The organism is Fictibacillus sp. BK138 (assembly GCF_004216955.1).
Lineage (GTDB): Bacteria > Bacillota > Bacilli > Bacillales > Fictibacillaceae > Fictibacillus.
In genome coordinates this window covers 2961278-2981962 of record NZ_SGXL01000001.1, presented here as the reverse complement: position 1 = coordinate 2981962, position 20685 = coordinate 2961278, and the positions used below count along the sequence as shown (strand labels likewise).

At 42.4% G+C, this 20685-nt stretch carries 19 protein-coding genes and 1 riboswitch; of the genes, 15 read left to right on the top strand and 4 right to left on the bottom strand.

Translation table 11 applies throughout. The features are described 5' to 3' along the window. Positions 1-136: 136 nt before the first annotated feature. The 8 genes from EV282_RS15040 (at position 137) to EV282_RS15005 (ending at position 10182) form a co-directional block, all read left to right on the top strand. A complete protein-coding gene (locus tag EV282_RS15040; protein WP_165389484.1) occupies positions 137-1246 on the top strand; it encodes a hypothetical protein in 1110 nt (369 codons plus the stop codon). Between the two features lie 176 nt (positions 1247-1422). Next, positions 1423-1538, top strand: a riboswitch (SAM riboswitch). Positions 1539-1719: 181 nt separating this feature from the next. Further along, a complete protein-coding gene (locus EV282_RS15035) occupies positions 1720-3510 on the top strand; it encodes a PLP-dependent aspartate aminotransferase family protein (RefSeq protein ID WP_130296573.1) in 1791 nt (596 codons plus the stop codon). Between the two features lie 45 nt (positions 3511-3555). Further along, the gene (locus EV282_RS15030; protein WP_130296572.1) at positions 3556-4542 is read left to right on the top strand and encodes an aliphatic sulfonate ABC transporter substrate-binding protein; all 987 of its coding nucleotides are present in this window, start codon (positions 3556-3558) and stop codon (positions 4540-4542) included. Positions 4543-4562: 20 nt separating this feature from the next. Then, complete coding sequence (locus EV282_RS15025; protein WP_425590198.1) at positions 4563-5408, top strand: ABC transporter permease; 846 nt, start codon at positions 4563-4565, stop codon at positions 5406-5408. Between the two features lie 15 nt (positions 5409-5423). Then, positions 5424-6152: an ABC transporter ATP-binding protein gene (locus tag EV282_RS15020; RefSeq protein WP_130296570.1), complete on the top strand. Its 729-nt coding sequence runs from the start codon at positions 5424-5426 to the stop codon at positions 6150-6152. Further along, positions 6149-7840, top strand: coding sequence for an acetate--CoA ligase (gene acsA / locus EV282_RS15015; RefSeq protein WP_130296569.1), 1692 nt, complete (start codon positions 6149-6151; stop codon positions 7838-7840). The genes EV282_RS15020 and acsA overlap by 4 nt, the downstream gene beginning before the upstream one ends. Further along, positions 7818-8915: a homoserine O-acetyltransferase MetX gene (gene metX / locus EV282_RS15010; RefSeq protein WP_242611888.1), complete on the top strand. Its 1098-nt coding sequence runs from the start codon at positions 7818-7820 to the stop codon at positions 8913-8915. The genes acsA and metX overlap by 23 nt, the downstream gene beginning before the upstream one ends. Continuing rightward, the gene (locus EV282_RS15005) at positions 8902-10182 is read left to right on the top strand and encodes a homoserine dehydrogenase (protein WP_130296568.1); all 1281 of its coding nucleotides are present in this window, start codon (positions 8902-8904) and stop codon (positions 10180-10182) included. Before metX ends, EV282_RS15005 begins: the two co-directional genes overlap by 14 nt. A gap of 637 nt (positions 10183-10819) precedes the next feature. On the opposite strand, the gene EV282_RS15000 is transcribed toward EV282_RS15005, so the two are convergent. Beyond that, the gene (locus tag EV282_RS15000; protein WP_130296567.1) at positions 10820-10942 is read right to left on the bottom strand and encodes a YjcZ family sporulation protein; all 123 of its coding nucleotides are present in this window, start codon (positions 10940-10942) and stop codon (positions 10820-10822) included. Between the two features lie 204 nt (positions 10943-11146). On the opposite strand from EV282_RS15000, the gene EV282_RS14995 reads away from it, so the two are divergent. The 4 genes from EV282_RS14995 to EV282_RS14980 all read left to right on the top strand — a co-directional run bounded on the left by EV282_RS14995 (position 11147) and on the right by EV282_RS14980 (position 13067). Further along, positions 11147-11413 carry a hypothetical protein gene (locus EV282_RS14995; RefSeq protein WP_130296566.1) on the top strand — a complete coding sequence of 89 codons (267 nt, stop codon included), beginning with the start codon at positions 11147-11149 and terminating at the stop codon, positions 11411-11413. 4 nt (positions 11414-11417) lie between these two features. Beyond that, positions 11418-11960 carry a 2'-5' RNA ligase family protein gene (locus tag EV282_RS14990; RefSeq protein ID WP_165389483.1) on the top strand — a complete coding sequence of 181 codons (543 nt, stop codon included), beginning with the start codon at positions 11418-11420 and terminating at the stop codon, positions 11958-11960. A gap of 64 nt (positions 11961-12024) precedes the next feature. Continuing rightward, positions 12025-12486, top strand: coding sequence for a large conductance mechanosensitive channel protein MscL (gene mscL, locus EV282_RS14985; protein ID WP_130296564.1), 462 nt, complete (start codon positions 12025-12027; stop codon positions 12484-12486). A 98-nt stretch (positions 12487-12584) separates the two neighbouring features. Then, the gene (locus EV282_RS14980) at positions 12585-13067 is read left to right on the top strand and encodes a hypothetical protein (RefSeq protein WP_130296563.1); all 483 of its coding nucleotides are present in this window, start codon (positions 12585-12587) and stop codon (positions 13065-13067) included. A gap of 37 nt (positions 13068-13104) precedes the next feature. On the opposite strand, the gene EV282_RS14975 is transcribed toward EV282_RS14980, so the two are convergent. Further along, on the bottom strand, positions 13105-14064 hold the full coding sequence (locus EV282_RS14975; protein WP_130296562.1) for an isopenicillin N synthase family dioxygenase: 960 nt from the start codon (positions 14062-14064) through the stop codon (positions 13105-13107). Between the two features lie 213 nt (positions 14065-14277). Here EV282_RS14975 and EV282_RS14970 point away from each other — a divergent pair, with 213 nt between their 5' ends. After that, complete coding sequence (locus tag EV282_RS14970) at positions 14278-16560, top strand: ATP-dependent DNA helicase (protein ID WP_130296561.1); 2283 nt, start codon at positions 14278-14280, stop codon at positions 16558-16560. A gap of 283 nt (positions 16561-16843) precedes the next feature. On the opposite strand, the gene EV282_RS14965 is transcribed toward EV282_RS14970, so the two are convergent. After that, a complete protein-coding gene (locus EV282_RS14965) occupies positions 16844-17500 on the bottom strand; it encodes a class I SAM-dependent methyltransferase (RefSeq protein ID WP_130297019.1) in 657 nt (218 codons plus the stop codon). A 156-nt stretch (positions 17501-17656) separates the two neighbouring features. Between EV282_RS14965 and EV282_RS14960 the strand changes: the two genes are divergently transcribed. After that, entirely contained in the window at positions 17657-18166 is a 510-nt protein-coding gene (locus tag EV282_RS14960; RefSeq protein ID WP_130296560.1) for a GNAT family N-acetyltransferase, read from the top strand. Positions 18167-18193: 27 nt separating this feature from the next. Here EV282_RS14960 and EV282_RS14955 read toward each other — a convergent pair whose 3' ends face one another. Continuing rightward, positions 18194-18820, bottom strand: coding sequence for a class I SAM-dependent methyltransferase (locus EV282_RS14955; protein WP_130296559.1), 627 nt, complete (start codon positions 18818-18820; stop codon positions 18194-18196). A 259-nt stretch (positions 18821-19079) separates the two neighbouring features. Here EV282_RS14955 and EV282_RS14950 point away from each other — a divergent pair, with 259 nt between their 5' ends. Further along, positions 19080-20648: an AbgT family transporter gene (locus EV282_RS14950; protein ID WP_130296558.1), complete on the top strand. Its 1569-nt coding sequence runs from the start codon at positions 19080-19082 to the stop codon at positions 20646-20648. Positions 20649-20685: the final 37 nt, after the last annotated feature.

The following is a 20685-nucleotide window of genomic DNA, read 5'->3' as shown; positions in this document are numbered from 1 at the left end:
AGATTTATGAGCTCCTCCGATAATACCCTCCCTCGCAGTGAAAATCTTGCAGAAAAATGTGGAAAAAGGGTTTTTTTCGACAGTTAGCGAATATATGCAGGATAAAAGTATGATGAACAAAGAAAGAGGAACATCTATGAAAGAAACATTTTATTTGATAGACTTTGCGCTGCAAAAGAGCGGTCTTGAGCCTTTAAAAGATACTACGCAGGTTCAATACTTAGGGGAGGGTGCATGGCATCAGGCGTATCTCGTTCAGCTGTCTGCAGGGGAAGCTGTAGTTGTAAGATTTCCTAAGCAGGAAGCATACGGTAAGAAGGTAGAATTTAACGAGGCGGCAAGTCTTGCAGAATATGCAGGAACGAAAGCTTATTATGAAATCGCAAACAGCGTAAAGCCTGGTATCTGTCCGGAGTTTTTTTACTATCATGTTGAGAACGGCAAGACTTTTACCGTTGAATCGTATGCCGGTAAAGCGTTAAAACTTGAGAGTTTTACGTTCATGGAAGCATTTCAGGCTGGTGCCGAAATGGGTGAATTTTTCCGGAATATGAACACTGCCCAGCACGGTTTAAAAGGATTCGGATACTTGAAATGGAATGGCACAGTCGTTGAAGGACAGTTTCAGTCCAGTGTCGCTGATTTCATGAAGGAAGAAAACAAAGAATACTTAAGTGATTTTAAAGATTTCATCCAAAGTTACGATCAGCCGATTCTCCCATCAGCAATGGCTCATTTGGAAGAATGCATGATTAACCGGAAGCTGGATGAATCTCAAATTATTTTTACAAACCAAGATACTTCTCCTGAAAATATATTGCTTCATTCAGATGGAAGAGTAAGCCTTATCGACCCCGTTCCGCTTTTATACAGCGGAGATTCTTTAGCGGGCAACTTTATAAACAATTATCAAACACTGTATCCAACTTTTTTTAATGCACCACGCTATGCAAAGCATCAGTTTGAACGTTTTGAGGAAAAGCTGCAAACCATAGCTGATGGATTTATGGAAGGGTATTGTAATGGTGATGCTGATGTAAAAAGGCGAGTGAAACAAGAAGAGTTCATTAAACTAACTAGTCTAGCTGCATCCCAATTAAACCTGCTGCAAGCTTCCGAACTGAATTCAGAACAGAAAATTCGTTACGGAGAAAAAGCTGCGATCGCCAACAGAATCCCTGTACTTGTTAAAAGAATTGAAGAATTTAAATGGGAAGATAAAAAAAGCGGAACGAAGTTGGCATAACATGCATAGCATAGACATATTCTTAATTTGAAAACTGACAGTTGAACGATAAGCTTTTTGTACGACTTTTAAAAGTTTTCAAAAAACGGTTGACTTTTAAAAACCGAATGCACTATAATCCTATTCAAGAACAAAACAAACATCAACACGTTAATGTGTTAAAAATAATACGATATCTCTTATCCAGAGAGGCGGAGGGACTAGGCCCGATGAAGCCCGGCAACCAACAAACCACATTTGGTTTGGAAAGGTGCCAATTCCTACAGATCATTTTCGATCTGACAGATAAGAGGAGGCCAAAATCCTCTTCTTAGGAAGGGGATTTTTCTTTTTTCCTCTTCTAAACTTCTCAACAACTTCATTTCAATTTTTTCATTTTTAAAATTGCATATCGTTTAAGGGAAAAGTTATAACCTTTATCCCTAGTTTTCCTATATAATTTATCACTTTTAATACAAAAAGGAGAGAGTAAAATGACAAAATCTCATGATGGATACGACATTGAAACATTACTTTTACACGGAGGGCAAGCGCCTGATCCGACCACTGGTTCACGGGCGGTCCCCGTCTACCAAACAACGTCTTATGTTTTTTCGGATACGGATCATGCACAAAGCTTATTTGCACTAGATGAACCTGGGAATATCTATAGCCGAATCGGTAACCCAACGGTTGACGTTTTCGAAAAAAGAGTAGCACTTCTTGAAGACGGGGTGGCAGCAGTGGCAACCTCTTCTGGGATGTCGGCCATCGCGCTCGCTATCTTAAACATCGCACAAGCGGGAGATGAGATCGTAGCGGCGACAAACCTTTATGGCGGCACTTACAATCTATTTTCTATCACTCTTCCAAAATACGGAATCAACGTAAAGTTTGTTGATGCAGAGGATCCGGAGAATTTCAGAAAAGCAGTTACTCCGAACACGAAAGCGTTCTTTGCTGAAACGATTGGTAATCCAAGCTTGAACGTACTAGATATTGAGGCTGTAGCAGACATTGCACACGAAAACGGAGTGCCGCTGTTAATCGATAATACGTTCGCAACGCCATATGTGACTAAGCCATTAAGCTGGGGAGCGGATATTGTTATCCATTCAGCGACAAAATGGATCGGCGGTCATGGTACAGCGATCGGCGGTGTGGTCGTTGACGGAGGACGCTTCAACTGGAACTCTGAGAAATTTCCCGGATTCACTGAGCCTGACAGAAGCTATAACGGGTTAAGGTATGCGACAGACTTTGGAACGCTTGCATTCGCTACGAAACTTCGGGTTCAGCTTTTACGAGATTTCGGTGCATGCTTAAGCCCTCACAACGCATTCCTCCTTTTACAAGGACTAGAAACGCTGCACCTGCGAGTTGAAAAGCATGCAAAAAATGCACAAGAGGTGGCAGAATATCTCGAAAAACATCCAGCGGTCGATTGGGTATCCTATCCGGGGCTTCCATCTCATCGGAGTCATGAGCTGGCGAAAAAATATTTAAGTAACGGTTTCGGTTCGATCGTAAACTTCGGCATAAAAGGCGGGCGTGATGCCGGGCGCAAAGTGATCAACAATATTTCACTCTGGTCGCATGTAGCAAACGTAGGTGATGCAAAGTCACTCATAATCCATCCTGCATCAACCACTCATCAGCAGTTAAGTGGTGAGGAATTAAAAGCAACGGGTGTAACAGAAGAACTGATCCGTTTATCGATCGGTATTGAATCGGTAAAAGATTTAACGAACGATCTGGACCGAGCGATTCAGGTGGCAACGGGAATCGAATCGGAAAATAAAGAGATCACGATCAACGATGAAGGAGTAATCCGCTGGGCATTGCAGTCGTCACTATACAGAGCAGTTGAAAACGGACAGGAGATCCAGCGGCCAAAGACACTTGCGATCGTCGGGTTAAGTTCCAATCCGGCAAGACCAAGCCATAGACTTGCACGAAAGATGCAGCGTCTTGGGTATAAGATCGTCCCGGTAAATCCGAGAGAAACGGAAGTACTGGATGAAAAAGCTTATCCAGACCTAAAGTCCATTCCGTTCCCAATCGATGTGGTTCAGGTGTTTAGAAGTCCTGAAGCAGCGATCGAGCTTGCCAAAGAAGCGGCGATCACGCAGCCAAAAGTATTCTGGCTTCAAGAAGGAGTCATCTCGCCTGAAGCGGCGAGGATCGCAAAAGAAGCGGGAATCGATGTGGTTCATAACCGCTGCACCTATAAAGAGGCACAGCGTTTAAGAGGTACGATCGCAACGTATGCGTGTGAAGTTTAAATAGAGACAGACAAATAGAGATAACTAAAGTGGAGGGAAAATAAAATGAAAAATTGGTGGAGAGGAACGCTGCTCGTTAGTTTAGCAGCTGCACTATTATTAGCGGGCTGCTCGAGCTCAGCAAAAGAAGGAGAAAAACCAGAAAAAATCAGACTGGATTACGCGTTCTATTCGCCAACAAGCCTGGCACTGAAGAAATTTGGCTGGGCAGAGGAAACCTTTAAAAAAGAAGGCATTGAAGTAGAGTGGGTACAGAGCCTGGGAAGCAATAAAGCGCTGGAGTTCCTGAATTCCGATAGTGTGGACTTTGGTTCCACGGCCGGAGCAGCAGCCCTCATCGCAAAAGATAAAGGTGCACCGATCGAATCTGTCTATATCTATTCACAGCCGGAATGGACAGCACTCGTTACGAAGGACGGCAACACGATTAAGGATGTAAAAGACCTTAAAGGAAAAAAGGTAGCCGCAACATTCGGAACAGATCCTCACATCTTTTTATTGCGTGCACTGAGTGAGGCGGGACTTTCAGCAAAAGATGTTCAAATTGTAAACCTTCAGCATGCTGATGGTGCGAACGCTTTGATTAAAGGCCAGGTTGATGCTTGGGCAGGACTGGATCCGCATATGGCAAGAACAGAGTTGGAATCAGGCGGAAAATATATCTATCGCAATCCGGATTTTAATACGTACGGAACGCTGAATGTTCGTACAGAGTTTGCTAAGAATCATCCGAAGCAAGTGGAACAAGTGATCGAGCTTTATGAAAAAGCAAGAAAGTGGACACTTGAAAATCCAGAGGAAGCAGCAAATCTTTTATCTGAAGAGGCGGGGATTAAAGAAGATGTCGCTAAAAAACAACTCGAACGAAATAACTTCTCGGAACCTGTTCCAGGATCACAGCACGAAAAAGCTATATCGGCTGCAGGCGAAGTACTTCAGACAGAAGAGATTGTCAAAAAGGATACAGACATCCAAAAACTCGTAAAAGAACTGATCAACCCTAAATTTGCTGAAAAAGTAATCAATAAATAAGACGGAAGGAGGAAGTGCCAGTGATTTCAGAAACACAAAAATGGAAAGCGGGCGAGAGAGCAACAGCTGCTAAGCTCTTATCTCCAAAAGGTCTATTCAAAAAAGGCCGTGGAATTGTTCTTGGTTCTATCTTGCCGGTCGTTTTGCTTATAGCTTGGGAGCTGGCTGCGAAAGCTGGATTGCTGGCGCCGCACCTGCTTCCGGCACCAAGCGTTATTTTAGAAAAAATAATGAGCATGTATAGGGATGGTTCGCTGTTCGGCCATGTTTCGATCACATTAACACGCGTGTTCCTAGGATTTGCGATTGGTACAGGAGCCGCGGTCGTGGTTGGAGCGGTCGTTGGGTATGCCAAAACAGCTGAACAGCTGCTTGACCCACTGTTTCAAGCAGTTCGTTCCATTCCTTCTCTCGCATGGGTACCGCTGTTTATTTTATGGATGGGAATCGGAGAGCCTTCCAAGATCTCGTTAATTGCAGTCGGAGTGTTTTTCCCGGTGTATCTGAACATCGTGGCAGGCATTCAAGGGGTTGACCGAAAGCTGATAGAAGTCGGCAAGATTTATCAGCTATCTCCATTTCAGTTGACGAAACGCATTATTTTACCAGCAGCATTGCCATCTTTTATCACAGGAATGAGAAGCGGCCTCGGACTAGGCTGGATGTTCGTTGTTGCAGCTGAGCTGATGGGAGCAAGTGAAGGATTAGGGTATTTGCTGGTCGTCGGCCAGAACACGTATTCACCAGATACCGTCATTGCCAGTATCCTGCTCTTTGCTGTATTAGGGAAAGTGACAGACTCAGTCCTAAAATGGATCGAATATCGTTCTCTTAAATGGCAGGACAGCATAAGCAACCAAGCTTAGAAGGAGGGGGAACAGATGCTTCACATCAACCGTTTAAAACGGACGTTTAACAATAACCAGGCTGGGTTTCAAAACATAAATTTTTCCGTGGATAAGGGTGAGATCATCGGAATCTTAGGAACGAGCGGATGCGGAAAAAGTACACTGCTGCGTGTGCTTTCAGGACTCGATCCGAACTACGAAGGCAAGATTTCTTCGAAAGACGGAAACGACAATATCGGCATGATGTTTCAGGAACCACGGCTTTTGCCATGGCTGTCTGTGAAAGACAACATCTCATTTGGTCTAGAAAAAGAAGAACGAAAATCGAACAAATATCAAACGTATTTAGACCTTGTGGGCCTATCTGGCTTTGACCAACATTATCCGAAAGATCTATCTGGCGGGATGGCACAGCGGACAGCAATCGCAAGAGCGCTGATCACAGAACCCGAAGTATTGCTGTTAGATGAACCATTCAGTGCACTAGATGCATTTACAAAAATGCAGCTGCAGGACCTCCTTCTATCAATCTGGCAAAAGAAGCAGACGACGATGCTGCTTGTCACTCATGATATCGATGAAGCTCTTTACCTGTGTGACAGGATCTTCATCTTAAAAGGACAGCCTGGAGAAGTTTTTGCTGAAGTAGCAGTTGAAAAACCAAAGCCGAGAACACGTGGAGATGCTTATCTCTCAAAACAGAAGGCACATATTTTGAATCTATTAAATGTTGAAAAGAAAGCAGCAGGTGACGAGCAATGACAAAACTAGCATCCATTGAACCTGTAAACGGGACCTATAATGTTGTAACTGACAGAGATGACGCGCCATTTTCTTGGGACTCCATAACAAAAAGGTTTAACAGGAGAGCGGATGGCAAGACTAACATGGCTTATGAATGTGTGGATCGTCATGTGGAAGAAGGGCGCGGTGAAAAAACAGCTCTGCATTACTTGGATGATTCACTAGAGTTTAAGATCACGTACGAGGAACTCAAGGATACAACAGATAAATGGGCAGCCGTGCTTTCTAAACATGGTGTAAAAAAAGGAGATTTCGTTTTTGTCTTCTTGCCCAAACATCCTGATTGCCATATTGCCATGCTCGCAGCTATTAAACTAGGAGCAGTTGTCGGTCCGCTGTTTGAAGCATTTATGTCTGATGCTGTAAGAGACCGCATAGCAGACTGTGAAGGAACTTTTTTAATCACAGATCAAGACCTCTATAAACGTGTGCCAAGGAATGAGCTGCCGAGTCTTCATACGGTCTTTTTAACTGATGGAGCTGGTGAAAATGGAGAAATTTCACTAATAGATGAATTGGACTCTGTTGGAGATGTTGAGAGCCTAGTGGAGTGGGTGGAACCAGAGCACGGGCTGAACATTCACTATACATCTGGTTCAACTGGCAAGCCGAAAGGAATCATTCACGCACATCGCGCGATGACACAGCAATATTTAACCGGACGCTGGGTACTTGATATTCAGGAAGATGATGTGTATTGGTGCACGGCACATCCAGGCTGGGTTACAGGAACCGTGTACGGAGTATTTGCACCTCTTTTAAATGGAGCAACGATTGTGGTTCATGGCGGACGCTTTAAAGCAGAACAATGGTATGAAACGCTGCAAAATGCCGGCGTAACGGTCTGGTATAGTGCTCCAACTGCGTTTCGTATGCTGATGGCAAAAGGGAATAAGCTGCCTGAACAATATGATCTATCAAAACTGCGCCATATTCTGAGTGTAGGTGAACCGTTAAATCCAGAGGTTATTTATTGGGGCAAGAATATTCTTGAAAAAAGAATTCATGATACATGGTGGATGACAGAAACCGGTGCGCAGCTGATCGTGAATCTGCCGAATGCAACGATTAAACCAGGATCGATGGGAAAAGCTTTTCCAGGAATAACAGCAACTGTATTAGATGAAGAAGGAAAAGAACTGCCGCCATTTTCTGTGGGCCACTTAGCGATCAAGGCACCTTGGCCAGCCATTATGAGAGAAGTGTGGCAGAACGCTGAGAAATATCAATCTTATTTTGGATGGGGTGACTGGTACGTTTCGGGTGACCTTGCTTACCGTGATGACGACGGCTATATCTTCTTCCAAGGACGTTCGGACGACATGATCAATTCATCAGGTGAAAGAATCGGCCCGTTTGAAGTCGAGAGCAAACTCATCGAGCACGAAGCTGTCGCTGAAGCAGGTGTGATCGGGAAACCTGATCCGATTCGGGGAGAGATCGTTAAAGCGTTTATCGTGCTGAAAGACGGCTATTCACAGAGCAGTGATCTGTTAGAAGAGATCCGTGTCTATGTTAGAGGGGAACTTGCGGCGCATGCAGCACCGCGTGAGATCGAAGTTGTAGAGGAACTCCCGAAAACAAAGATCAGCGGAAAAATTTTACGAAGAGAGCTGAAGGCCCGTGAGCAGCAAAAACTTGCTTGAAGCAAACCGAAAAGTCGGCAAGGTGAGAATCGGTGATTTTGCCTTAGAGTCAGGCCAAGTAATAACGGATGCTGAGCTGGCATATGAGATAACCGGAAATACGAAGGGACCGGTGCTCCTGTTATGCCATGCTCTTACAGGAAATCAGCATGCATACGGTTCAGAAAAAGAGCCAGGCTGGTGGAGAGGACTGATCGGACCCGAAGGATACATTGATACAAACCTTTTTCACGTTATTACGTTTAATGTTATCGGAGGATGCAGCGGTTCAACGGGTCCGGCTGAGGTCAATCCCGAAACCGGCAAGCCCTATCATAAGACTTTTCCTTTTATTACGGTACGAGACATGGTTCGTGCTCAGCGCCAGGCGTTAGATGTTTTAGGCGTACCAAGGCTCTTTGCCGTTTTAGGTGGTTCCCTTGGCGGCATGCAGGCGATGGAATGGTCCGTTCAGTATCCTTATTTTATGGAAAAAGTATTCATTTTTGCAGCCACTCCATTCCTGAATGATTATGGTGTAGGTTTTAACAGGATGGCGATTCATGCCATTGTAAATGATCCAGTCTATAGAAGCGGCAGGCGAGTTGAAGGAGAAAGGTTAGTAGGTCTGGAGATTGCAAGGATGGCGGGACTTCTGACATACAGGCAGCCAAAGCTCTTTAATGATAGATTTCAAAGAGAAATACGTGAGAAAGACGTGGAAGGAAAGCCTTACTTTCAAGTAGATTCCTATTTGAATTATCAAGGGGAAAAACTGACGAAACGATTTGATGTGGATAGTTATTTGACTCTTCTATATGCGATGAATGCTTATGATATTGGCGATAAGCTTGGCGGCTGGAAACGAGCAGCCTCACAGATTCAAGCGGAAGTCCATGCCTTTGGATACGAAGGTGACCTGCTTTATCCGCCTGAAGTGATTGAAGCATTTGTTAAACACACTCGTTATGGAACTTATTATTCGATTGAAACAGACTTTGGTCATGATGGTTTCTTAGTAGAGTTCGATAAGTGGGGACCTTATGTAAAAAATGCATTGACTCAGGAGAGGAGGCTGCAATATGGCACCTATTAAAGCGGCATTGCTTGGTTTTGGAACAGTCGGGCAAGGTGTTTATGATGCGTTAAAGACTCACAGAGAACAGCTGAAAACTGTACTGGGTGAGGAAGTCATTATCGAAGCCATCTTAGTAAAAGATGGTGCAAAAAAGCGGGATGTAGATGAACATATCCTAGTCACGACTGATTTTGAGGAAGTATTGAACATCCCAGATCTTCAGATTGTTTTTGAAGCCATTGTGGGAGAAGAGCCAGGGTTCACGTATTTAAGCAAAGCCATTGAAAAAGGGTGCCGCGTTATCACGGCCAACAAAGTGATGTTTGCCAAACACGGAAAAACATTGCTTAAAAAGGCCGAGGAAGCCGGTGTTTCTGTGGGCTATGAAGCGACAACAGCTGGAGGAACACCGATTATCCGCAGCATTTCTCAACTTCTGCAAGTGAACGATATTCTATCGGTAGAAGCTATTTTAAATGGCACCTCTAATTATATTTTGACGAACATGCGTAAAAAAGGGTTAACGTTTGAAGAAGTGTTAAAGAAGGCTCAGGAACTCGGATATGCTGAAGCAGATCCCGTAAATGATGTAGAGGGATTTGATGCTTTTTATAAGCTCATGATCCTTAGCGAGTTATCTTTTGGAAGTTCGCCAAACTGGGATGAAGTGGAGCGAAAAGGAATCACCGAAGTTTCGTCTGAGCAGATTGAAGTGTTTAGCCGCTGGGGCTATAAAGTGAAGCATCTAGCGCGGATCAGAAGTGATCGGGGCACATTCACAGCTTCCGTAAAGCCGGTGCTCGTTGATGCGGAACATCCTCTATACGGAGTGGAAGATGTACAGAACGCAATCATGGTAGAAACAAGTCTTGCTGGCAAAGTGACTGTTCAAGGTGCCGGCGCAGGAAAACTCCCAACAGCCAGTGCGATGGTTGAAGACTTAACGTATGTGCTTCAATCTCATTCAGGAGGAGCTGTAAGGAAGAAGCAGTCTGTTGTGAAAGCTGATTCTTTAGGCAGTAAATCAGTCGCGGGGTCATTGGTAGGGGTATACGCTGTGATCGGTTCATCCGTAGGTTTTAATGGTTCGGATGATATTCAGCTTCTAAAACAAGATGTAAGAGGCGATTTGGTTTATTTACTGATCAGATGTGAGGAGAGAACAGCTGAATCGTTAAGAACGAATGCTGATCTTGTTGTATATGAAGTGGCAGGGAAATTGAAACCAGCAGAAGTAAAAGTCGAAGAAAGAGATCACGTGCTTCAAAGAGTAATTAATCTTTAAAGCGTCAGCTTCATCAAGTGGATGTTGAAAACATTGCAGAGTGGCTCCTGCAGTGTTTTTTTGTTGTTAGCTTGCTTGAATGCTATTTTCATAGAAGAAATAATAGCGGTTCTAGAGATTTACGAGCGGTTTTAGAGATTTACGAGCGGTTTTAGAGATTTACGAGCGGTTTTAGAGATTTACGAGCAGTTTTAGAGATTTACGAGCGGTTCTAGGGATTTACGAGCGGTTCTAGAGATTTACGATCGGTTCTAGAGATTTACGAGCGGTTCTAGAAATTTACGAGCGGTTTTAGAGATTTACGAGCGGTTTTAGAGATTTACGAGCGGTTTTAGAGATTTACGAGCGGTTTTAGAGATTTACGAGCGGTTCTAGAGATTTACGAGCGGTTCTAGAGATTTACGAGCGGTTCTAGAGATTTACGAGCGGTTCTAGAAATTTACGAGCGGTTCTGAAGATTTACGAGCGGTTCTTAAAATGTTAAAGACCTGCCCTCATAAGAGTGCAGGTCTTTTTTCTCTCTCTAGTTTTCTATCTCTGTAGTCATTCGAGGGGTTGTTCTAAGCAAAAGGTTTTAACGCAATTGATTGCTAGATTATATCAGCGCCTTACTTCCAGCTTGGAAGAAGGGTGGTGATTAACACCAGCCTCCTCCGTAACCGCCGCCGTAACCACCGCACCAGCAGCACCCAACGATGATTAACAAGATAAATAGCACTACGATCAAAGCAAAGCTGTTTCCGTGTGACTTAAATCCCATATAACCCACCTCCTTCTTTACAATGACAGATTATTAAGGGTACAAGTTAAAGGTTTGGGCGGAATTAGCCCATTTTTTCGGGACAAGAGCGGAATAGGTGGTCATACTTGAAAAAGTCGAAAGATATATTTACCAAACTTTGGATTAAGGTATAATTACTACAACAGAAATGTTGGATTAGAGGGTTTATTCTGGGGGTATTTTATGTTAGATATTATGCTTTACTTACTCTTTATCTTTCCGGTTTTGAGCTTATTATTAGGTCTTATTGGCGGCCTGTTGAATGTAGCAAGCTGGAAGACAGCATTAGCGGGTGCAACGATTTTTGCAGGTTTCTATATCTATTGGTCCTCAACGCTTACACCTGAAGAGGATTTAGGTGGTTCAATAGAATTTTTAATAATCGATGTGTTAGTGATCTACGGTATTAACCGTCTTGTACTTTTAATAAAATCTTTTTTCAGGAGCTGATATGATGTACGGAATTCTGGGATTTCTAGATCGGGAAACCGAAGAAAAAATAGATAAATTAAGAGATGGAATGAAAAAGGCAGGCATAGCTGATTACGGTATGAGACCGCATGTTACGATTGCCACTCATAATGATCTGGAAGTAGAGCTGTTTAAAAAAGAAATGGAGAAGTACTTTATGAATCAGTCTGCGATTCAGTTGTTTTTTCCGTCTATCGGCATGTTTTTAAACAGTGGAACATTGTACGCAGCACCTACTAAAGATTCGAATTTAACAGACTTTCACACTAGTTATCATGAACGATTTAAAGGAGTAATCGACCCGAAGTCTTTATATGCGCCATCACAGTGGGTTCCTCATTGTACGATTGCAAGTCATCTGACACATGAAAAGCTGGTAGAGGCTTTTGATTACTCAGTAAAACATTTGGGGCCTTTTACTGCCCGAATTGAAAGTGTGGAGTTACTCGAGCTGGTGTTTGATGAAGATGTGTGTACAGATATGAAGGATCTTTTTACAGTCGATTTAAAGAGATTTAATAGCTGAAGTTTTAAGGGATCTATTGTATGGTTATACATATAAATAGCCATGTAGAAAGGAATAGAATTAGATGTGGAACGAATTTAAGACTTTTATTATGCGCGGAAACGTGATGGACCTTGCCATTGGGGTAATCATCGGGGCAGCATTTGGAAAGATTGTAACTTCTTTAGTTGAAGATGTGATCATGCCTCCAATCGGTCTATTGCTAGGAAAAGTAGATTTTAGCAACTTATACATAAACCTCGGAAAAGGGGATTATTCCTCTTTGGCTGAAGCCCAAAAAGCAGGAGCAGCAACACTGAATTATGGACTTTTTATAAATACGCTCATCAATTTCTTAATTATCGCTCTTGTTATTTTCCTAGTTGTGAAGCAGATCAACCGTTTGAAAAAGAAAGAAGAAGTGAAAGAACCGGATACAAAAGAATGCAAATATTGCTTGTCTACAATACCGTTAAGAGCAGTTAAGTGTCAAAACTGTACAGCAGATTTAAATGATGATGCCGTAGTTAGACAGTCCTCAGAATAAGAGGGCTGTTTTTTTTCATCATGAATCTGTCATGAAATTTACATAGCAATAATTACAATAAATGGATAGTATAGAGAAAACAGAACAGAGGTATTTTTATGAAAAACTTTAGAAAAGTTATATGGATCGTAACAGGACTTTTTTTCATTGCTTTTTCTATACTTTTAGGACCTGATCTATGGGTGAGATTCCAAGCTAGCCAGCAAGCGTCACAGTTTTTAAAACAAGCAGCGAATCAAAACTTTGAAGAAGCGTTTGATCTGATTTATTTTTACAATGGTGGGTATGACGAAGATGTTACGATATCTGAGGAAAAAGCAAAAGACACTTGGGTAAACAGGAACAAGAAGTTGTTTACAGAAGGGACTTACATAAAGTCTTACGAAAATTTAAGTATCCGTATGGACGACGGCTGGCCTATTGGCTATGTCGATCTCGTTATGGTGGAAAACGGCCAAGAGAAAAAATATCGGGATGTATATATTTCTTTTAATAAAAAGAATAATTGGAAGGTAGGCATGCTGCAAACAATGCAAGAAAGAGAGTGGGAAAAACCTTATAGCGGGCATGTTGTACAATAAAAAAAGCTGATCCTTTTAGGACCAGCTTTTTGTGTGCTTATTTTTTGATCAGACCAATTTCAACGAGACGCTCATATAAGAAGTCACCAGCTGTGATCGGCGGATACTTCTCAGGGTTATCTGCAGAGATGCATGAAGGAATCGTCTCCAGCAATGAATTCGGATATGGGTGTACGAAGAACGGCATGGAATAACGAGATGTGTTCTCGCCTTCAGGGTTTACTACACGGTGAGTAGTTGCCGGGATCACTTCGTTCGTGATGCGGGAAAGCATGTCCCCAGCGTCAACGATAATTTTTCCTTTTTCAGCTTTAACAGGCACCCATTCTCCTTCACGAGTTAGAAGCTCTAAGCCAGAAGCCGTTGATTCTACTAAAAGAGTGATCAAGTTAATGTCTTCATGCTCACCTGCACGAATCGCACCTTTATCCATTGAATCATCAAGCGGCGGGTAGTGGATTGCACGAAGAATGCTGTTTCCGTCTTGGATCATGTCAGCAAAAAATCTTGGACGAAGGTCCATTTGAATCGCAAGTGCTTCAAGCATGTTGCGAGCCACACGCTCCAACTCACGATAGAAGTTCAACGCATATTGACGAAGCTCTGCCACTTCTTCAGGCCAAACGTTAGCTGCATAATCACCTGAAAGCGGGTGTCCGACAGGAAGCTCTTGGCCCACATGGAAGAATTCTTTTAAGTCTCCAACTGAACGGTTCTTCGCATGTTCTTTGCCGAATCCAGTGTATCCGCGCGCTCCGCCTTCAACACCTTCATACTTTTGCTTAATTTCTGTATCAAGTGTGAAAAACTTTTCCCATAGTTCATAGTTTTTCTCGATCAAGTGAGTATTCACACCATGACCTTCTAAAATGATAAAACCTGTTTCTTTCAGACCAGCTTCAAATTGAGCAGCAAACTCTTTGCGCTGTTCAGATGTGCCGTGCGTAAAGTTTTTTAGGTTTAATGTTTTAACTAGTGAAGTAGTTTGTGTAGACATATTATTTAGCCCCCAGACATTTATGTAATCGCTTTCAAACAGTTTAAATTTTATCATAAAAGTATTGAGTAGCAATAGCAATTTTCAAGAATAGTACTATTTTTAAACATAGGTAGCAAGGAAATACAAAATACTGGAAGTGGTTGAGTGAACTCAAGTGCATTATGTTACTATTAAACTATAAATTATTGATTGGAATCGGTAGGTGAATTCATGCCTCAATCTGTAAAAATATCTGTTCGATCACTTGTCGAATATGTATTCCGTTCAGGAAGTATTGAATCAGGATTTAAGACGACATCCTCATTAATAGAGGGTACGAAAGCTCATCAAACGATACAAAAAACCTATGGTGAAAAAGATGCTGCAGAAGTATTTTTGCAGATGAGCTATGCGTTTGAAGAGATCGATTACATCGTAGAAGGCCGCTGTGACGGTCTTTTGCAGGAAGAAGATCTTGTGACGATTGATGAGATCAAATCAACGGCAAAACAATTAGATGATATAAAGAAAGATTCTTACCCCGTCCACTGGGCTCAGGTAAAGTGCTACGCCTATATGTACTTAAAAAAAGAAGAAAAAGACGAAGTGAAGGTTCAGCTCACATATGTGCAGGTGGAGTCTGGTGAACAAAAAAGGTTTCAGGAAACCTGTACCTTACCAGAGCTCGAGGAGTTCGTTCTCCACATCGTAAAAAGCTATGCTCCTTATGCAAAACTTCGGTTAGAGAACCTGCGGCAGAGAAACGCAAGCATCCGAGAACTTCCTTTTCCGTTCGATCATTACCGAAACGGACAGCGGAATTTTGCAGGAGCGGTCTATAAGACGATCGCAGATAAAAAAACACTTTTTGCTAATGCTCCAACGGGGACTGGGAAGACGATTTCTACCCTTTTTCCTGCTGTTAAAGCCTTGGGAGAGGAAAAGGCAGAAAAGATTTTTTATCTTACAGCCAAAACACTGAACCGAAAGAATGCAGAAGAAGCCCTTCAACTCATGAATGAAAAAGGTCTGTTCTTTCAGAGTGTAACCATTACGGCGAAAGACAAGGTTTGTTTTAAAGAGGAAACGCGCTGCGACTCTTCATACTGTGAATTTGCTGACGGGTATTTTGATCGGATCAATAGTGCGGTACTAGATATTATAAAAAATGAAACGATAATGAATCGTGATGTCATCTCTCAATATGCCCAAAAACATAAAGTCTGTCCGTTTGAATTCTCGATTGATCTGGCATATGCGGCCGATGGCGTGATCTGTGACTACAACTACGTGTTTGATCCGCGTGTATCTTTTAAACGGTTGTTTGAAGAACAAAAGAAAAAGACGATCCTGCTCATGGATGAAGCGCATAATCTCGTAGATCGCGCGCGCAGTATGTATTCTGCAGAACTGCAGAAATCAGCGTTTCTGCAGCTTTCCCGGGAATACAAAGGAAAGAACGAGAGGCTATGGAGAACAGCTAAAGCAGTAAATGACGAAATGCTGAAACTGAAAAAAGAACACGGAGAGAAGCAGGTTGCTGTTCAAGAGCTGCCTATAGACTTTATCAGCTGTTTGGATGATTTTCTGGTGCAGGCAGAACAGTTGCTGGCAAGCGGTGAAAGTGATGAGCAATTGCTTGAAGCCTATTTTGCTGCGCTTCAGATGGTAAAGATATCAGATTTTTATGATGAGAGATTTGTAACATTTATTGATGTGCTTAAAAGCGAAGTTGTGGTTCGTTTGTTCTGCATGGATCCGTCGCAGCTGCTTTTTCAAACAGGGAAAAAATATGGCTCGCGCATTTTCTTCTCTGCTACTCTTTCTCCGCTATCCTATTTTATGGAGATGCTTGGAGGCGGGGAGGAAGACTATGTGATACGCATGCCGTCACCTTACGAGAAGGAGCAGCTGGATGTCTTTATTCAGCCTCTATCTACTCGTTTCAGAGATAGAGAAAAGTCGATCGAACCGATAAAGGAAATGATTATGGATCTTGTAAATAAGCGGCCGGGGAATTATCTTGTCTTTTTCCCGTCCTATCGCTATATGACCGATGTGGTAGATCGGCTTTTGGAAGAAGACCCAGCATTTCATCCTATTGTTCAGCACCCTGCTATGTCAGAAGAGGAGCGTGAGAAATTCCTGGCCAATTTTGATACAGCCGGGGAGCAATCGCTTGTTGGCTTTGCTGTCATGGGCGGCATTTTTTCAGAAGGAATTGATTTAAAAGGAGACCGCTTAACAGGTGCAGTAATCATTGGCGTCGGATTGCCGCAAGTCGGGTTAGAGCGCGATACGATGAAGGATTATTTTCAAAGCGCAGGGAAGAATGGCTATGATTTTGCATACGTTTATCCGGGCATGAACAAAGTGCTGCAGGCTGGAGGCAGGGTGATCAGATCTGAGGAGGACCGCGGAACGCTTGTCCTCGTAGACGACCGGTTTTTAAGCCGCAAATATGTGGAGATGCTTCCAGAAGAATGGCGGGATTTTGTTGTGCTGAAGGGGTAAATTTTTTTCGGGTGGTTTGTCGAATAGTCTATAAAACATTTTGAAGGCTCATAAAAAAATTTGAAGGCTCATAAAAAATTTTAAAGGACCATAAACTTGTTTGAAGGCCCATAAATCTTCTCCAAGGCTCATAAATAAAATAGTACTTATATTTAGGTTGCTTAGCACCGGCCAAGATAACTAAATTTGGGATTATTTTTTATTTTTTATTTTTTATTTTGGTAAAATAAAAAATTCGGGGCTCCCAAAAGTAAGTTTACCTTACTTTTGGGACAGCCCCTTTTTATTTTTTATATAATCCAGCCCATAAAAATGGCAAACCAAACGTGTCTGCGGGCTGCTTCACTTCTTTCATTTTACGAAGTTCGAGCTCCTCAAAACCTGAAAATACCTCACGCATCTTTTCAAATGTATAACCGAGGCCGCCTTTCATCGTCCGCTCTCGATAAACTTCTTCATCCGGTAAATCAAGTCCCATTCCTTCTGCATCAAAACACGTTATCGCAAAATGCCCGCCGGCTTTTAAACAATTGTTTAATAGATGAAGGTAGCTCACTCTTCTGTGAGGAGGGACATGATGAAAACAGCCAGAATCATAGATTAGATCGTATTCATCCTGAGGGATGTCGAGTTTAAAGATATTGCCTTGAATGAAGTTAACATGAACGCCTTTTTCATCCGCTCGTTCACGTGCCCATTGAAGCCCTTCGCTCGAAAGATCAACAGCATCCACCTCAAACCCTTGTTCTGCTAGATAGATAGCGTTTCGTCCAGGTCCGCATCCTAGCTCAAGAACCCGCCCACGCTTAATAATGCCTTTTTCCATATAGTCCACTAGATTCTCGTCCGGTGCGTCAATAAAAAAAGGAATCTTCTTATTTCGATCTTCATAAAAAGAATTCCAGAATGCACCTTCATCACGTAAAAGCGAGTCCAGCATGTCATAAACATGTTCATTTTTAGTAATCAATTTTGTCAAAAAATCGTCCGCCTTTCATAGGTTAAATAGACCTTTGACTGACTGAGATGTATATCTCTATTTTACCAAAAAATAGATTATAATTGGGGTTAGAAGTGAATAAAAGAGGTGGAAAAAATGAAGAATTTAGCGGGGCTTACATTAAAAAAAGCAGGAACAAAACATGTGGCAGGAATAGCTAAAGTTTGTTCAGAAGGATGGAGAGCAACATACGGTTATTTGGAAGATGACGCGTATGTAGAGCAGGTTATTGAAGACTATTATAACCACGATAGGATCTTGAAAGAAGTCACGGAGTTCAGTGAGGATTGGCACGGTTATTTCGTTGTGGAAGAGGAAGGTCATGTAGCAGGGGCAATTGGCGGTGGAACAACCGGTGACGGAATAGGTGAGATCTACGTCTTTTATATGGATCCCGATAAGCGAGGGTTGGGAATTGGCAGTAAACTGTTAAGCTTTTATACGGATTATCAAAAAAGTCTAGGGATTAAAGAACAATGGGTTTCAGCGCAAAAGGGTAATGAAAAAGGAATTCCTTTTTATGAGGCGAGGGGATTTGTAAAACAATCCGAAAAGGTAAGTAGACGAACCGGTCACATTTCATTCCAATATATGAGAAAAATCTAAAAAGCCCCTCCATCGAGGAGCTTTTTGTTATTCATCCAATGTTTTCTTACGTAGCAATAAAGATTGAAAGTCCATGCTCCCGCCAGCATCAGGAACGACATGAAAGTTCAGCACTTCAAATAATGGCGATACAACGTCTTGAATGTCCTCGTTTGTATAAAAAGAAAAGAATCTTTTTGGTATATAAGTATCGTCTTCCCAAACGCCTTCCGAATCTTTACCGCCGTAAACTCCCATGTAAAACAATCCATCTTCTTTAAGGACCGTATGAATGTTTTTTAGAACAGCAGGCAGACTCACTTTTGGAACGTGGAGCAGTGTATTCATCGCCCATACAGCATCAAAGGATTCAGCATCGAAATCGAGTGTATAATAATCCATCACTTCTGCTTTTAATCCTTTCATACGGCATGTTTCGACCATGCTTGGAGAAAGATCGATACACGTTACATCAAAGCCGTGATCGGACAAATATTTACCGTGCTGTCCAGAGCCTGCGCCGATATCTAGAACTGTTCGAAATTCCTCATTGTTGAGGGCATCCATATAAGATTTCAACTCAATAGTCTTCCATTCTCCTATATCCGCTTTGTCTCTTGAATCAGCTTTTTCGTTATAGCTTGCTTTCAGACTTTCTTTTAACAAAAGATCCATGAAGTTCGCTCCTTAAAAAAGATATGTTCGAAAAGCAAAATGATAGATTTATTATAGCGAAAGATGTCAGACTGGTAAATTTTAAAATGAAAGAAAATTCTGCAAAGGAAAGCCCTTACATTCCTCTTAGCCCATGACAACAGTAGGTTGTAGTAAGAAAGTTGTGTTCTTAATTCCCTCTTGAAAGCCTGTCGAACAGTCTGTAGAATGTTAAGAAATTCAATTTTCTGAATAATCATAACAAAAGGGGAGGATTATCATGGCACGTTCAGCAATTAAAGCAGTACCAACACCAAAACCGCCAGAGCCGGATCAAAAACCTAAGAACGTCTTTAACAGGCTATTGGACTGGGTAGAGAAAAACGGAAATAAGCTACCGGATGTTCTTACTTTATTTGTGATTATTACAGCACTTATCCTTATTGGATCACTTATAGCAGGAGTAACAGGCTGGAGTGCAGTGAATCCAGCCAACAATGAAAGAATTACAGCGGTGAATCTATTAAACGAAGAGGGTATTAAACGGATGCTGACAGAACTGGTCAGCAACTTTGTGAATTTTCCTCCTCTAGGACTGGTCCTAGTTGTCATGCTTGGTGTGGGACTAGCTGAATCAACAGGTCTGATCTCAGCATTTATGCGCAGAGTCGTTCTAGCCTCACCAAAAGCACTTATCTTGCCTATCATTATATTCATCGGAATTGTCGGAAATGCTGCTGCCGATGCTGCTCTAATTGTACTTCCGCCAGTAGCAGCGATGGTGTTCTTAACACTCGGGCGTCATCCGATCGCAGGGCTTGCAGCAGCTTATGCAGCAGTAGCGGGAGGATTCAGTGCCAACATCATCATCAGCATGCTCGATGTCATGCTTGCTGGTTTCACAGAATCCGCAGCACATCTTCAGGATAAAGAGTATACAGCGAATCCAGCAATGAACTATTACTTCATGCTAGCTTCCACATTTGTTCTTTTGCCTGTAGCCGTATGGGTAACGACTAAGATTGTAGAGCCGAGACTCGGTGAGTACCAAGCACCTGAAGATCTTGAGGTTAAAAAACAGGCACTTTCCTCAGAGGAAAAAAGAGGTTTGAAGTGGGCGACAATTTCTCTCCTCGTTTACACAGGGATCATACTACTCGTTACCGTTCCTGAAGGAGCAATGCTTCGTCATCCAAAGACAGGTGAACTCATCGACTCACCTTTTATGGATTCACTCGTACCTATCATGCTTTTATTCTTTTTAATTCCAGCGATGGCTTATGGGTTCGGTTCCAGAGCATTGAAGAACGACAAAGATGTTGCCGAGCATCTAACGAAAGCGATGAGCGGAATGGGGTATTATATCGTTCTTGCCTTTATCGCAGCTCAGATGATTGCTTATTTTAGCTGGAGCAATTTAGGATCGATCATTGCTATAACAGGCGCTGACTTTTTAAAAGAATCAGGATTTACAGGACTGCCGCTATTACTATCTTTCATTCTGTTCACAGCGCTCGTGAACTTGTTCATTGCAAGCTCCTCAGCTAAGTGGGCGATACTAGGTCCGGTTTTTGTTCCGATGTTCATGGCGTTAGATTACAGTCCGGCGTTTACACAGATGGCGTACAGGATTGGAGATTCGATTACAAATACGATCACGCCGATGCTTGCCTATTTTGCAATCCTGCTTACTTTTGCTAAAAAGTTCGACAAGAACATGGGGATGGGAACCCTCATTTCGTCGTTGCTTCCGTACACGATCGCCTACACGATTTTCTGGTGTATCCTATTTGCTATTTGGTATGTACTAGGACTTCCATTAGGTCCTGGCGAATATATAAAAATGTAGAAACTTTAGAAGGAGTGAGCGGGTTTGGAACAATTAT